13 protein-coding genes and 1 pseudogene are annotated in these 14703 nt (G+C 56.9%); 11 read left to right on the top strand and 3 right to left on the bottom strand.

Translation table 11 applies throughout. From position 1 onward, the window contains the following. The first annotated feature begins 149 nt into the window (after positions 1 to 149). The 5 genes from gfa to ASC75_RS13855 all read left to right on the top strand — a co-directional run bounded on the left by gfa (position 150) and on the right by ASC75_RS13855 (position 5267). Positions 150 to 725 carry an S-(hydroxymethyl)glutathione synthase gene (gene gfa / locus ASC75_RS13880; protein ID WP_055976289.1) on the top strand — a complete coding sequence of 192 codons (576 nt, stop codon included), beginning with the start codon at positions 150 to 152 and terminating at the stop codon, positions 723 to 725. A 41-nt stretch (positions 726 to 766) separates the two neighbouring features. Further along, on the top strand, positions 767 to 1753 hold the full coding sequence (locus ASC75_RS13875; protein ID WP_055976281.1) for an ABC transporter substrate-binding protein: 987 nt from the start codon (positions 767 to 769) through the stop codon (positions 1751 to 1753). A 449-nt stretch (positions 1754 to 2202) separates the two neighbouring features. Then, a complete protein-coding gene (locus ASC75_RS25565; protein WP_082496590.1) occupies positions 2203 to 3111 on the top strand; it encodes an ankyrin repeat domain-containing protein in 909 nt (302 codons plus the stop codon). Between the two features lie 506 nt (positions 3112 to 3617). Further along, a complete protein-coding gene (locus tag ASC75_RS13860; protein WP_082496589.1) occupies positions 3618 to 3905 on the top strand; it encodes a helix-turn-helix domain-containing protein in 288 nt (95 codons plus the stop codon). Positions 3906 to 3917: 12 nt separating this feature from the next. Beyond that, a complete protein-coding gene (locus ASC75_RS13855; RefSeq protein ID WP_082496592.1) occupies positions 3918 to 5267 on the top strand; it encodes a type II toxin-antitoxin system HipA family toxin in 1350 nt (449 codons plus the stop codon). Between the two features lie 176 nt (positions 5268 to 5443). Here the strand turns inward: ASC75_RS13855 and ASC75_RS26290 are convergent, their stop codons facing one another. Together ASC75_RS26290 and ASC75_RS13845 are read right to left on the bottom strand one after the other, a co-directional pair. Continuing rightward, positions 5444 to 5767, bottom strand: a complete 324-nt coding sequence (locus tag ASC75_RS26290; RefSeq protein ID WP_055976273.1) for an ArdC-like ssDNA-binding domain-containing protein — start codon at positions 5765 to 5767, stop codon at positions 5444 to 5446. 299 nt (positions 5768 to 6066) lie between these two features. Then, entirely contained in the window at positions 6067 to 7599 is a 1533-nt protein-coding gene (locus ASC75_RS13845) for a Fic family protein (RefSeq protein WP_055976270.1), read from the bottom strand. A gap of 483 nt (positions 7600 to 8082) precedes the next feature. Here ASC75_RS13845 and ASC75_RS25555 point away from each other — a divergent pair. From ASC75_RS25555 to ASC75_RS13825, 6 genes and pseudogenes are all read left to right on the top strand, one after another. After that, positions 8083 to 8270: pseudogene (locus ASC75_RS25555) on the top strand (DUF899 family protein); the annotation flags it as partial. A gap of 607 nt (positions 8271 to 8877) precedes the next feature. Beyond that, on the top strand, positions 8878 to 9858 hold the full coding sequence (locus tag ASC75_RS13840; protein WP_055976267.1) for an ABC transporter substrate-binding protein: 981 nt from the start codon (positions 8878 to 8880) through the stop codon (positions 9856 to 9858). A 130-nt stretch (positions 9859 to 9988) separates the two neighbouring features. Beyond that, complete coding sequence (locus ASC75_RS13835) at positions 9989 to 10867, top strand: xanthine dehydrogenase family protein subunit M (protein WP_162244927.1); 879 nt, start codon at positions 9989 to 9991, stop codon at positions 10865 to 10867. Positions 10868 to 10875: 8 nt separating this feature from the next. After that, a complete protein-coding gene (locus tag ASC75_RS25550) occupies positions 10876 to 11370 on the top strand; it encodes a (2Fe-2S)-binding protein (RefSeq protein ID WP_082496587.1) in 495 nt (164 codons plus the stop codon). Further along, positions 11354 to 13657 carry a xanthine dehydrogenase family protein molybdopterin-binding subunit gene (locus tag ASC75_RS13830; protein WP_055976261.1) on the top strand — a complete coding sequence of 768 codons (2304 nt, stop codon included), beginning with the start codon at positions 11354 to 11356 and terminating at the stop codon, positions 13655 to 13657. Before ASC75_RS25550 ends, ASC75_RS13830 begins: the two co-directional genes overlap by 17 nt. A gap of 37 nt (positions 13658 to 13694) precedes the next feature. Further along, on the top strand, positions 13695 to 14153 hold the full coding sequence (locus tag ASC75_RS13825; protein WP_055976258.1) for a carbon monoxide dehydrogenase subunit G: 459 nt from the start codon (positions 13695 to 13697) through the stop codon (positions 14151 to 14153). A 354-nt stretch (positions 14154 to 14507) separates the two neighbouring features. Here ASC75_RS13825 and ASC75_RS13820 read toward each other — a convergent pair. Then, a partial coding sequence (locus ASC75_RS13820) for an ArsC/Spx/MgsR family protein (protein WP_280137961.1) occupies positions 14508 to 14703 on the bottom strand: 196 nt, incomplete at its 5' end.

Genomic DNA, 14703 nt, shown 5'->3' with positions numbered 1-14703 from the left:
CGACCCGATGATCACGCATACGCTCAAGCTCGAAGACATCAACAAGGGTTTTGACCTGATGCATGCCGGCGAGAGCATCAGAAGCGTCGTCGTCTACTGAACGCTTGAGACAGCGGCCAAATCTGCAATCGAAAATGTAGGAGGGATCAATGGCAAGTTTGGTATCGATACACCCAGCGCTGGACGCTGCAATGAAATCCGGCATCGCAGGCTTCAGCGGCGGGACGCTCACATGCGCCTGTGTCGACAAGCCCGTAAGGGTGGCCGTCAAAGGGAACGTTGCCCACAACCACGCCTGTGGTTGCACTAAATGCTGGAAGCCAGAAGGCGCGAAGTTCTCGATCGTGGCAGTCGTGCCTCATGAAAACATCACCGTGCTGGAGAACGGCGACAAGCTTGCCGTGGTCGATCACTCGGCACTCATTCAGCGTCATGCGTGCAAGGATTGTGGCGTGCACATGTATGGCCCGGTTCAGCGCGATCACGCCTTTAAGGGCCTGGATTTTATACACCCTGAACGGTTCCAGGAGAATGGCTGGGCAGAGCCGGGCTTTTCGGCGTTCGTCTCGTCGATCATCGAGGCAGGTGTGGATCCGTCCGAGATGGATGGTGTGCGTGCAAGGCTAATGGAACTGGGGCTCGAGCCCTATGACTGCCTGTCGCCGGCACTGATGGACTACCTCGCTGCTTGGACCGCGCGAAAGACCGGCATGCTGACGAGGTAAGGAGTTCTCAAAGTGAGAATCGGGAAATGGGAGGAACGAAAATGCAAATAGCCAAGAAAATAGCCATTGCGCTTGTTGCCCTCGGAACAGCTTTGGCATCGAACTCCAGTTCGGCAAATGACCTGGTAAAAGTGCGCTTTAGCTGGAAGTTGAAGGGAGAGTACGCCTTTTTCTATCTAGGCAAGGATCAAGGGGTCTATGAAAAGCATGGACTAGATGTGCAGTTGGGCGAAGGAGCAGGCGCTCAGGCCGCACTTGGCTCGCTCGTGCAGGGAAACGAAGACGTGGTGATCGTTCCTGCGATTTTTGCCATTTCGGCAATACAGAAGGGAGTGCCAGTCAAGATCGCAGCACTCTACCAGCCCACAACCCCATTTGCCTTCATTTCTCATCCTGACCGGCCAGTCGCTACTCCAAAGGACATGGAGGGTCGATCTTTGGCCGTCTCAACGGGGGACACTGCGACAGCTTATCTGAGTATTTTCTGCAAAAAGAACGAGGTCGATTGCAGTAAGATAAATCAGGTGCAATTGGACCCTCAGGTCAAAATACCGCAGTTCCTGCAAAACAAGATTGATATGATTACAGTCTACACGAACGTCGATCTTCCACTCATCGAAGAGCGAAGTGGAATTAAGTTTGCAGTCCTCGACCTGCCTAAATTCGGATTGTCAGTGCCAGGCCTTGCAGCCGTAGTAAGCAACGACAGTGTTACCAAATCTTCCGAGACGCTGAAGCGCTTCTTCGCGGCAACAAGCGACGCTATCGATTTGACCCGTGAGGACCCATCGAAGGCTGCTGCCGCGTTGCGTAGGGCTTGGAGCGCGGCCCCCCCTGAAGATCTCATCAAGCAGTCGGTAATTGCAACCTCACTCACTCTGCAGGACGGCAAGGAGAAGCCCAACGGCTGGATAGATGGCCAGGTCATATCGGATGCACAGGATTTGGTACTTTCCACCGAGGCCGGCGCCAGTAAGAAGGCCGTCTCCGAATATTATACGAACTCTCTATTGGAGGCGGAACGCTAGCCTAGGCTCGCGGGTCTTGCTGCTTCGCTCCTCAGGAGCCGTATGGAGTACTGGGCGCACTCAACTGGCGTGCCGAAGCCAGCCGCGACCGCAGCGCCGAAAGCTGCAAGAACGACGCCCGCTGTGTGGCGTCGTTCTGATTTCTGAGCATGCTCTTTCACATAGAGCGCCGAGAGCCCGATCTGGGTGATAGCTCTACGTCGGCCAACAACGGCTGTGTAGTGGACCGGATTGTATCGCCCAGGCGCCGTTAGGAATGCTTCCCTCAGGGCATACTCCGGCAATGGCCCTTCCTCACACTCCGTTGCGGGAGGCGGTCGGTCCGTTGCCGGCCCCGGAGTGGTCACAACCCAAGTATCCCAAATCTCATCCGCCGGCGCGGGCGTTGTCGCCAGCAAGCCCTTGTTCTAGGATAAGCCCGTCATGGAACTCTCGTCAGGGAGGATACAATGATCAAGCGAGGGCGCATTTGGGTGGTAAGGGCTACATGGGTCCTTTGGCTTCTCACACTGCCCGCCCAAGCGAGCAACCTAGGTGATCTTGTCAGGAGTGGCGATGTCGCAGCGGTGACATCCGCCTTGGACAAAGGCGCCGCCATCAACGAAATTGACGGTGTTACGGCGCTTTATATCGCCTGTGAAAACGGAAATGCCGAGCTAGCAAAACTTCTGATCAATCGCGGGGCAGATGTTGACCTGCCTGTCAGTTGGCAAAGAACGCCACTCTACGCCGCCAATAAGGGTGGGCACGCTGACATCGTGAAGCTGCTACTCGATAGTGGGGCAAATCCAAACCAGTTGGCGAAATCGCAGACCCCGCTGCACGTGGCTGCTGAGAATGGCTGCCTTCAGTGTGTCATCCATCTTGTGGATGCTGGAGCAGATGTGAATGCACTGACATCGAATGGAAGTCCGCCCATACATTTGGCCAAGCTTAGTGGTCACGCCGATGTCGTGGCCTACTTGCATAGTCATGGCGCCGGACGACCTTCCATTGATCCAATTTCGTCACGACTTGCAGCGGCAAACGCGGGATCGGGCAAAGAACTTTTCGACAGAACGTGCGGCGCTTGTCATCTTTCAGCGCCAGGGGTCCAGGTCCCCGGACGAGCCAATCTGTGGGGAATAGTAGGACGGCGAAAGGCATCGGAAAGCGATGTCCAGTATTCGTCAAGTCTAAAGGACGCTGGTGGCGATTGGACCTTTGAGGAACTGAATTTCTTTATCTCAAACCCCGCGCTCACATTGCCTGGGACAGATATGACTTTCCCGGGCCTGCACGACGAGGAGCAGCGAGCGGACCTCATCGCTTACCTGCGGACCTTGAGTGACACACCGCTGCCGCTTCCCGACAATTGAGTCCTGTCTGAGCCAAGCCTAAGATCAAACGGCGATGCTTGTCGGGTGGTCGCGTCCGGTCGCTTTACCTACGGCACCAACTATTATGGCAAGGCGTACTGATTGGCGGTGGCCGTCAAATGCGTTTGACGAGGCGCTGCGGACTGTACCCGAAGAGTGGCGCAATTTGCCGACGGCAGCTTGCGGGAACCGATTGAATGTTCGTAATGCGATTAGGTCCGCTGCCGATTGGCAGCTATTCGCTGAACTCACCCTGATTGCGGACAGGCGGCTCGCGGCCCCCACCACGTCGTTCCAGCTCTCGACTAATGCGCAGTCATTCTCGGGCGATATCGTCGAAGGGGTGATCGCCGTTAATGTTTGCGTGGCCGCAATGAGTTATATTGGCTTATATATGACGATCGGCGATATAGGAACCTATATGAGCTAGTCTGATATAGGAACGTATATTGACACCAGTCATATACGAGCCTATATCAGACTAGCTCATACAAAATCGTATCCCCATGAAGATCAGAACAGCTCGCGACATTGGTATCCTGATCAAGGAGGCTCGCACCCGGCGCGGCCTGTCACAGGCTGCCTTGGCCAAGATGATCAACACCACGCAGACGTGGGTGTCGTGGATCGAGAACGGCAAGCCCAGCGCTGAGATAGGCAACGTGCTGCTGGCGCTGACCACGCTTGGTGTGGAGCTGGACTTTCAGATCCCGTCGGCGCCGACGTCGGTTGCTGATCATCCTAATGCCGATGAACGGCATGTCGATGATGACGAGATCCCCTACAAGCTCTAGGTGACGATGGTCATGCTGAACCCGGTCGACACCCTCGACGTCTACATCGCCGGCAGACCGGTTGGGGGGCTCCACCACCTGCAGGGCGGCAAGCTTTCGTTCTCCTATCACGCGGCATGGATGGAGGGCCGGGTGGCGATCCCGCTCTCCCTGTCCATGCCGACAATCACCAGGACCTACGAGGGCAAGGTCATCGAGGCATTCCTCTGGGGCCTGCTGCCGGACAATGAGCAGACCATCGCCAGATGGGCCCAGAGGTTCCAGGTCTCCGCCCGAAACCCGTTTGCCCTGCTCAAGAATGTCGGCCGCGACTGCGCCGGCGCCGTCCAGTTCCTTCCGCGTGGCGACCAGGTTTCCCGCGGCGAGGACGTAGAGTTGCTCACCGAGGCGCAGATCGGCGACCGCCTGCGCGACCTGCGCAAGGATGGTGCAGCGACCCGACGAATCGGCGATCCCGGTCAGTTCAGTCTCGCTGGTGCGCAGGCGAAGACGGCGTTCCATTTCGACAAGGGCAGCAATCGCTGGGGAATCCCTCTAGGCGACACGCCCACGACTCACATCTTCAAGCCCCCTTTGCCGCACTTGCACGGGCATACCGAGAACGAGCATTTCTGCCTGCAGCTTGCACGCAAGCTCGGAATGGATGCTGCACACAGCCAGGTTCTCGACTTCGCAGGCGAAAAGGCGATCGTTCTCGAGCGCTACGACCGCCGCGACATCGACGGCAAGACCATCCGCATCCATCAGGAGGACATGTGCCAGGCCCTGGCGGTGATGCCGACGCTCAAGTACGAGAACCAGGGTGGGCCGGGTATCACGACGATCTCCAACAAGGTGCTGTCTGCTTCCCTGGACCCCGTCCGCGACCGTCAGACCTTCATGGACGCGAACGTCTTCAATTGGATCATCGCCGGCACGGACGCGCATGCAAAGAACTACTCGATGCTGCTCGGTGCCCAGGGCGAGGCCCGCCTAGCTCCGCTCTACGACATATCCTCCATTCTGCCCCACCTCGGCGAGGGAGAGATCCAGGCTGAGATGCGCGACATCAAGCTGGCGATGAAGATCGACAGGGTCTACCCGGTCGACGAGATCATGCCGCGCCACTGGCAGCGCTGTGCGTCCTCGGCAAAGGTTGGCGGCGAGTACACGATTCGGACGATCCGCCATCAGCTCGCGGTGACGCCTGACATGGCATCGGAGTGCGCCCAAGACATTCGCCGGGAGGGGATCACCCATGAGATCGTTGGTCGTCTCGTCGACGCGATCGCGACGCGCATAAAGGGCCTGTCCCGGATCTATGGAGAGGAAGCCGCAGCAGAGCCCGTGGAGGTGGTGGAGGTGAAAGTCGGGCGGGGATAGCGGATACACGGACTAATGTAGGCAAAATGGATACCCGCGCCCCCGCATTTGGGGACCGCACTGCCCGCGGGATTTTCGCTCTAATAGCGCGGCCCCGGACCGGATAGATAGCCGGGTTCGGGACCGGCCATCGGCATATTGAATGACGGGAATGGCGTCGGCCGCAGAACGGCGGATTAACGTCCGATTTGTCGAAAACCGGACTGTCCGGAGACGGCCCCGTTCCTTCTGCCGAGCAACTCTTCTGGAACGTTATTTTGGGTTGGCATGCCTTGTCCCGGAAAGCCGTGCTCGATGACGGCGCCCCAGAGGATGATGACATTGATGCCGCTGGCTTCGCGAAGTCGCGGCGTTCCTGGGCAGGCCAAGCGGGACTTTGGCGGCTGAGGTGCCCCAGTGCTGGACCATGGCACGCGGCCGGCTTCCAGCTTGGCAACGATCTTGTCGGTGATTTCGTCGGAGAAGTTCGCCCGGTCGGAGCCGGTGCGCGCGGCGACCATATCTGGACATCGCGGTTCTCCGCGACGGCGCCGAATGCCTCTCCTCAGGCTATCTACCGTCACGGTAAACCCGATCCGCACTCTCACAGGGGGCGTTGCGGGGTCTCCTCGCAGAAGGCAGCCGAGATCGTGGCTCGGCCGCAGGGGGGCTTTCCCCGCAAGCAGCCGCCAATTGCTCATATAGACGTGAGCAAGTTCCATCATTTGCTCATATTTGAATGAGCAGCGTTCGATGCTGGCGACTACGCCCCGTTGTGCGCATTCGCCAGCTCGTGAAACGTCGCTACCGCGAAAGCCGATCAGAGGCTCGCGTAGATCGCTTCGATCCGCATGGCTTCATCGTCGGTCAGGGCCGCAAATTCCTTTTCGCGAGCCCGCTTCGACAACGTGCCTCCGTTCTGCCGAAGGAAACGGTAGAGAAGATCCAGCAGCCGATCTGGCATGTCGATCATGCCCGTCACCTGCGCCTTGAAGCTGTCATAGCTTCTGAGGAACGCGGTTTCGGCGGGCAGGTCTATATCGATTGCGCGTGCAACGCATTCGAACAGAAACTCGGCCTGGGGCGTGGCGTCGAAATAGCGATAGAAGTCGGCGGTCTCGTTCAGAACCTCGACATTGCCCTGATCTGTCGGCCGCCAGCGAACGAGCGGCAGCAGGCGGCGTGAATAGCTTTCTAGAACACGCCGGTAGTCGTCGATCCGGTCGAGGATCACGGCCGATATGGGAAAGACCAGTCCCGGCGGATTGAATCCGCGTTCCGCGAGAACGTGATGGATGAGATAGCGGTGGAGACGGCCATTCCCATCCTCGAACGGATGAATATAGACGAAGCCGAATGCGAGGGCGGCGGCTGCGAGAATGGCGTCGAGGTTCGGCGCGGCCTTACGGTCGAATGCGGTCAGGCCGTCGATCAGCGCGGGCAAATCGTCGTGGCGCGCGCTGATGTGGTCGGGGATAGGGGAACCATCGAGCCGATCGTGCTCGCCGACAAAGCCGCCCTGGTCGCGCAATCCGAGGTGGACGAAACGCGCATCGCCGATGACGATCCGTTGCAGACGTTCGAGTTCGGCGCTGTCGATCGGGCGATGGCCGGCCTGGCCGATGACCTGCCCCCAGCGTTGGATTCGATCCTGAGGCGGGTCTTCGCCTTCGATCTGAAAGCTCGATCGGGAATCTTTCAACAGAAGAAAGGCCGCGGTACGGGCAAGCAGATCGGCGGGCACGTCCGCGACGAGCCTGCGCGCTTCGGCGCCGAGATCGCGGGCGACGAGCTGCTCCAGCAGCGGCGTGCGGAAGATGAGCGGGCAAAACGCGGGCGTTCCGGGAAGATTATTCTTCACCCGATGGCGCGAGGATGTCGTTCCCTCGGCGGCCCATTGCTGATCGGGATCGACGACCAGAGCATAGATGCCGCTAGTCGCATCGGGCAGGTCAAGTCGAGCATCGAGCAGCCATTCATACAGGAACCAGATGCGGCGGGCATAGGCGCTGGTGGGTGCTGCGCGGACAAGCCCGGCGATCGGCTCTGATCCTGTCGTCCGAAACAGCGCTTTCAGGACGGCGAGGTCCAGCCCTTCGTAGCGCAGGGCGAATGTGAGATGGCCAACGAGGCTGGCGTCAGGTCGATGTCGCGGTGTGTAGAGCTTCCATCCGTCGGAGTCATAGACCTTGTGGCGTGGACCGATGGCGCCAAGCCGGATCGGGATCGGCACCGCCAGCCCAAAGGCGTCGATCAAGGCGGCATAGCCGACCGGAAGGGCCGCTTCCGGGAGCGGCCGTCCGTGAAAAGCTGTTACACTTTCTGAAAAAGACTTCTTCTGCCCTGACTCCATGAATTTCGATACCAGCCTGTGAAATTTCGTAAATCAAGACTCTATTTCATGAAAATCGATAACATTCAACGAATTTCGGTGAAAATGGATTCGCGACTCGTTGCCGAAGCATTCAGTGCTGCTCGTGACCATGAGCCTGGCATTCCTCAATGATCAGAATGGCAAAGGCGGTCGAATATAGTCATATCTGACCTGTCATACGGACTTATGTGTTATAGTGATAACCGGACTGACGTGGGGTTGGTACAAAAAGGTATCGAAGACACTTGAAATGGTTTGGCGGGGCGCCGAGGGAAGGAAGGGCTTGGGTATTGGTAGCTTACCTCCGGAACCAGCCAAGTGAAACGAAGGCTGCGCTTCGGTCGATCCGAACCGCTAGACGTCGCGCTCCATCGCCAATTCCGCAGCAAGGCTTTCACCGTCACGGAAAATGGTGGCGACCGCCAGCGTGCGTCCGCCGCGTTTGAAGCGCAGGAGGCAACCGGCGAGGAATGGCCCGGCGTCAGCGCCTTCTACAAGGACGAGGCGGGCGAGATCTTCCGCACTTACTCCACTTACGGGCGCGGCGTCGAGGTGATGATGGGAACCACAACATGCTCGATCTTGCGCCCAAGGGGCGCAACGAGTCCGAGGGAATGGACTGGGTGCGCCGCCACGACCGCTACGCGTAACCGCCCCAAAGGGAAGTGGCACGATGACCGGATGGCAGCGAGAAATGAGGTGATCCGCCGGACTCCTTCGGGATCCGGCAGTTGCCTTTTTCGTTTCTGTGAACCGGGCTCGGTCTTGTCCAGCAGTCGCTGCGACGTGCAGGAGGGACATGATCTGGGTCCTGCGGACGCAGTCAGCAATCCGTGCCAGCACGATCTGCCACGGGGCAGGAAAGCTTGTCGACTTGTCCTGTGATCTGTCTGGCGAAATCGGACATGTCCTTCACAGTAGGCGCTGCGCGCCCTCAGTCTCCGGGACGAGCGTCAGCCATGGCTTCAGGTGGACCATGTCCGCAGCGGACCGTGCCCAATTGCCTTGGCGAGTTTCTTAACAAACGGCGCTGAGGCGCCCCGCGCACACGACGTCAGAGAGCGGCTTTATCGGGAACGATCTCCCGATAGAGCGGTGTGGTGCTGACCCTAGGTAAGCATTCGTGCTTGACACGTCTGTAGTGTGATCACATACTGAGATCAAGAATAGGGATCAAAATTATAACGCTACCCTGTTCTGGGAACTGCAACTGACAATTCACACTTGGGAATATCAGCAACGAAGGGGAGCAAGCGCATGAAGCGCCTTATCAATCGAATTGCGGTCGGGATCATAGGCCTCAACGCAATCTTCAGTGCGAGTCAAACTCTTGCGGCCGATGACGTGAACGTCCGGTTTAGCTATAAGTTGAAAGGCGAATACGGCTTCTTCTACCTAGGCCAGGAAAAAGGCGTGTATTCGCAAGCCGGCCTTTCGACCACCTTTGGGGAAGGCGCGAGTTCTCAGGCCGCGCTCGGATCACTGATCCAAGGTCAGGACGACCTGATTGTTCTTCCTGGAATATTTGCAATATCCGCAATTCAGAAGGGCATGCCGATCAAGATCGTAGCTCTCTACCAACCTGCAGCGCCAACCGTTCTGGTGTCGCATCCAGAGCAGCCGCTCAATACGCCCAAGGATCTCGAAGGTAAGACAATCGCCGCGCCCATCGGCGAAACCGGAACGACTTATCTCGGCGTCTTTTGCGAGATCAACGATATCGACTGCAGCAAAATCAAGAAAGTGCAGATCGATGTCCAGGCACGCGTCTCTCAGTTCTTGACCAATCAGATTGACGTAATTGCTGCCTATAAAACCAACGATCTCCCCATCCTTGAGGCGAAAACTGGCAAGACCTTCTCAGTGCTCGACCAAGTCAAGTATGGCCTGACTGTACCCGGCATGGCAGTAGTGGCAAGCGACAACGGGATCTCGAGCAAATCGGACATTCTCAAGAAATTCCTTGCTTCCACAGCAAGCGCAATCGAACAGACACGAACCGAGCCCCAGACGGCAGTGACTGCTCTCAAGGCTGTTTGGCCGAATGGCCCAGCTGATGCGGTTGTTCTTAAGCAGATCGAAGCAACGTCTGCCTCTATTCCCACCAGCGCCGAAAACCCAGTTGGCTGGGTCGACGAGAAGTCGATTGCCGCCGCCTTGAAGCTTCTTGATGAGGGAAGCTCGGCCGTACAGAAACCTCTTTCCGAATTCTATACCAACGCGCTGCTGCAAAAGTAGTGACGTGGGGTCGCTGAGCTCAGGAGATCCGGTCGAGATCCCCTGAGCTGTCTGCTTTCGTTCAGTGTTAATGCTTGGCGACGTGAGGGCGTGGGCGTTGACAGGACACGACCCTAGAAAGGTCATACGAGTGAAGCCTGCCCCGTTCGAGTATCACCGCCCAGATACGATCGAAGCCGCCATAAAGCTGCTTGGAGACTATGGTGGTGAAGCCAAGATCATCTCTGGCGGACAAAGTCTTTTACCGATGCTAGCCTTTCGCCTACTGGCCCCGGCTGCTTTGGTTGATATTTGCCGCATACCAGATTTGAACACCGCAAAATGCAGCGAACGTGGCCTTACCATGGGGAGCAAATTGCGCTGGGTCGACATCGAGAAGGACCTCGAGCTTCGTCGCAGCTACCCCTTGCTGGTCGCGGGAGTGGAGCACATCGCCCACTATCAAATTCGCAATCGCGGAACGATTGGGGGCAGTTTGGCACACGCAGATCCTGCGGCTGAATTTCCTGCTCTCGTCCTCATTCACGAGGGCCAGATCCAAGTCCAAGGAACCGGTGGGTCAAGGCTAATCTCGGCCGCAGATTTCTTCCACGGAATGCTAACGACTGATCTGTCGGAAGACGAGATAATCACCGGCGTCCATCTTCCGAGTTGGCCCGAAACCAGGTTCTGGTCCTTCAAAGAGTTCGCTCGACGCAGCGGAGATTTTGCGATTTCCGGCGTTGCTGTGCATTTTGAGCTAAAACAAGGTCGGATCGACTCTCCACGAGTAGTTGCGTTTGGAGTAGACGATCGCCCGGTTAACCTTACGCCTTTGCAATCGATGTTGGATGGCGCGTTGCCCGATCTGAAGACGTTTGCAGCGGTTGGTGCTGCGGCGGCCAAATTGGACATGATCGATCCCCCGTCGGACATCCAGGCATCATCGGAGTATCGGCGCGCTTTGCTGGGAGTGCTTGTTGAACGTGCTCTTGCCGATGCCTTCGACAAGCGAGGAGAAGTCCGTTGAAACAGCCAATGGATATAGCCTTCAAGGTCAACGGACGAGAAGTTCACGTGTCTGTAGAACCTCGTAGGAGTCTCGCTGACTGCCTCCGTCATGACCTTTCATTTACCGGCACCCATGTTGGTTGTGAACATGGCGTCTGCGGCGCATGCACCGTAATGATGGACGGCGAAGCCGTGAGGTCGTGCCTGGTACTGGCTGTGCAAGCTCAAGATCGTCTGGTGGAAACCGTCGAAGGTTTGGCAAGTGACGACTGCCTTTCGGCAATCCAGGAAGAGTTTCGGGCAAACCACGCCTTACAATGCGGTTTTTGCACTCCTGGCATCCTCATGAGTGCGCAAGCGCTTTTAAACACCGAGCCCGAGGCCAGCAACGACCGTATCCGTGAGGTCCTCTCAGGTCATATTTGCCGCTGTACCGGGTACATCCCAATCGTGACGGCCATCGCAAAAGCACGAGATCGCTTGTCCGCAGCCAGCCGAGATCACTATGCAATTGAAGAATAGCCGCTACGTCGGTCAACCGCTACCACGTGTTGAAGACTTCCGTCTACTGACGGGGAACGGTACGTTTGTCGATGATTTTCATAGGCCAAACATGGCGTGTGCCGTGATCGTTCGCAGTCCCGTCGCGCACGGGCGGCTGCTCGCTATTGACGCCACTGCAGCCCAAGAACTGCATGGTGTGCTTGCAGTGTTGAGCGCCAACGACCTCGGCCTCGAAATTCCGCGCATCCCTTTTCGCATCGCCGCGTTTGAAGAGGCTACACCCTTTCAACAACCTGTAATCGCGAAGGATAGAGTTCGCTATGTGGGCGAACCTGTGGCGGTGATTATAGCCGAGAGCCAAGCTGTCGCTGAAGACGCAGCAGAACTTATTCAGATTGAGATCGACGAATTGGCGCCGATTGCCTCTTCACGAGACAGCGTTCGCGCCCAGGCACCAATGCATGAGGACTTGGGATCAAACATAGCATTTCAATACACGATAGACCGTGGAGACGCGGCCGGCGTTTTTTCCTGCGCACCCTATAAAAGGAAGGAAACGTTCTACGTTCAACGGCATACGGCTGTCCCCATGGAGATGCGCGGCCTAGTCGCGGAGTGGAACGAAAGCAAGGGTCACATGTCGGTTTGGGGCGCGGCAAAGGTCCCTTTCTTCAATCGTCATGTTCTCGCCGGAATGCTGGGTCTTCCCGATAAGAGCGTAGATCTAATCGAGCTAGACGTTGGTGGTGGTTTTGGCGTTCGCGGGGAATTCTATCCAGAAGACTTTTTGATACCCTTTGCGGCACGTCGCCTACAGCGACCTATCAAATGGTCCGAAGACAGACGCGAACATTTGATGGCGACAAACCATTCCAGAGAGTTCGAATGTGAACTCGAGGTCGCGTGCGACGCGCAGGGCAAGGTCCTGGGTCTCCGTGGGCAAGTCGTTGCGGATCTGGGGGCCTATGTCGGGACAACCGGCGGGATCCTCGCGTCCCGAGCTGCCCAGTTTATGCCTGGGCCCTATGATATTTCCGCATTGAGCCTCGATGTCCTCTCGGTGGCGACCAACAAGACGCCGTCAGGGAGCTACCGAGGTCCCGGTCGTTTCGAGTCCAGTTTTGCGCGAGAACGGCTGTTTGATATCGCAGCACGAGATCTGGGGATCGATCCGATTTCTTTCCGTCTTCGGAATTTGTTGAGGCCGGATCAACTGCCATACTCGACGGGCAATCTGGTCCCCTATGAGCAGGACGCCTCATACGATCTTGGCGACCATCCCACTGTTCTTCGGCGCTGCGCCTCAGAAATAGGATGGGAACAAAAGACTGCTCTGCGTGGAAGGGAAGTCGACGGCCGATATCACGGGATAGGGTTTGGCAGTTTCATCGACAGCAGTGGCGCGGGGCCAAAAGAAAATTGTCGAATCCGACTTGAACCAAACGGTCGCATATCTGTTTTCATAGGCTCATCGGCCCTCGGCCAAGGGATAGAAACTGGTTTCTCGCAGATCTGTGCCGATGCTCTAGAAGTTCCAATTGAGAGTGTGAGCATACATCACGGGTCCACAACCTTGCTCGATGAGGGGTTTGGGTCTTTTCATTCGCGTTCAATAATCATGGGTGGGAATGCGATTGCCGATGCAGCGGAAAAGCTAATATCTCTGCTCAAGGCAGAAGTTGCCAGCATGTTTGAGTGCAACGCCGACAACATCCAGTATCGAAATGGGATTTTTGTAACTCCTGCCAAAGACCCTTTAGCTTTGGCAGATCTTGCCCGTGTGCTGCCCAAAATTGCGGAGGCCGATGGCACTTTTGGCACAAAGCGGAAGCCATATGGTTATGGAACTCATGCAGCACATGTGGCCGTCGACATACGAACAGGCCATGTAGAGGTCGTCGAATACGTCGCCGTTGAAGATGTCGGAAAAATGATAAATCCCCTTCTTGTCCATGGCCAGAAAATAGGGGCCATCGTGCAAGGACTCGGGGGGGTCTTTCTGGAGCAGTTATCTTACGATGACAACGCGCAGTTTCTCACCGGCTCCTTGGCAGATTACCTGCTGCCGACATCAACGGACTATCCGAACATACGAGCTATTTCTCTCGATCTGACCCGTACCGATCGCAACCCCATGGGCGTGAAGGGTGTCGGTGAAGATGCAATCGCGCCGGTTGCCGCGGTCATCGGGAATGCCATAGCCGACGCGTTGTCGTCTTTTGGAGTTCAACCAACCCGCCTGCCGCTCACTCCCTGTGCCGTATGGCGCTTGATGGGACAGTCCGAGGAAAGCGAAGCGCACTGACCACCAGAAATCCAACACTCTACTTGAGGTAATTGCGATGGACATGACTGGAGAACAACTTATTCCTGCTCCCAGAGAGGCCGTTTGGAATGCGTTGAATGATATAACAGTGCTCAAGGATTGTATCCCTGGGTGCACATTTTTAGAAGAGCAGGAAGACGGTTCCTTAGCAGCTAAATCTGTCCTTCGGATTGGACCAATCAAGGCCACTTTTTCGGGAAAAGTTACCTTCAGCAATATCATTCCGATGGAGGGCTATTGTATCGTGGGAGAGGGGCAAGGTGGTGTTGCCGGTTTTGCAAAAGGCGGAGCTGACGTTCATCTCAGGGACGCCGAAGGCGGCACTATGTTGGTCTATACTGCGAAGGCCGACATCGGAGGCAAATTGGCGCAATTGGGGTCGAGGCTAATCGATTCCACGTCTAAAAAGCTTGCCGGTGAGTTTTTCGAGCGGTTTGCATCTGAGGTAGTTTCAAAGGTTTCGGTACCGGCATGAAACCCTGATCCGAGCCGCTACGAGTTCGACCGCACCCGGCGCATTATCTAGCACCAGTCCGGCGAGTTGCTCGTGAACTACATGTTCGACTTCATCAACAGGTTGACGGCCTGGGACGCGTCATCGGGCTGACGTCACTGTTTATTACGTGCGGCTCTGACACTGCCGCCGACGCAGGTTGATCGAGCGTCCCGTGCTGCTGATGCACTGTTGCAGCCCGCCCGCCTTTAGTCCGCATTGGGGGGACGTCGGTCGAATAGACGACTGACCGCTTGTGGTCACCGAGATGCCAGAAAGCTTTGCGCCCGGTAGTGGGCAGAGAAGTCCTCAAGGGCTCGCTGTATGTTAGACAGGTCAAGCAACACGGTTCCCTTCCTTATCGATCAATGGCTGTCCATCCTCCTTGTGGAAAGGTCCCTTCTGGGGAAGCGGCAGGGCGTCGAGCACGATCTCTGAAGGTCGGCTGAGGCGCACGCCCCATGGCGTGACAACGAACGGCCGATTGATGAGGATCGGATGCTCGATCATGGCATCCAGAAGCTGGTCGTCG

It is taken from the genome of Aminobacter sp. DSM 101952 (assembly GCF_001424795.1).
Taxonomy (GTDB): domain Bacteria; phylum Pseudomonadota; class Alphaproteobacteria; order Rhizobiales; family Rhizobiaceae; genus Aminobacter; species Aminobacter aganoensis.
This window is presented reverse-complemented; position numbering and strand designations above follow the sequence as displayed.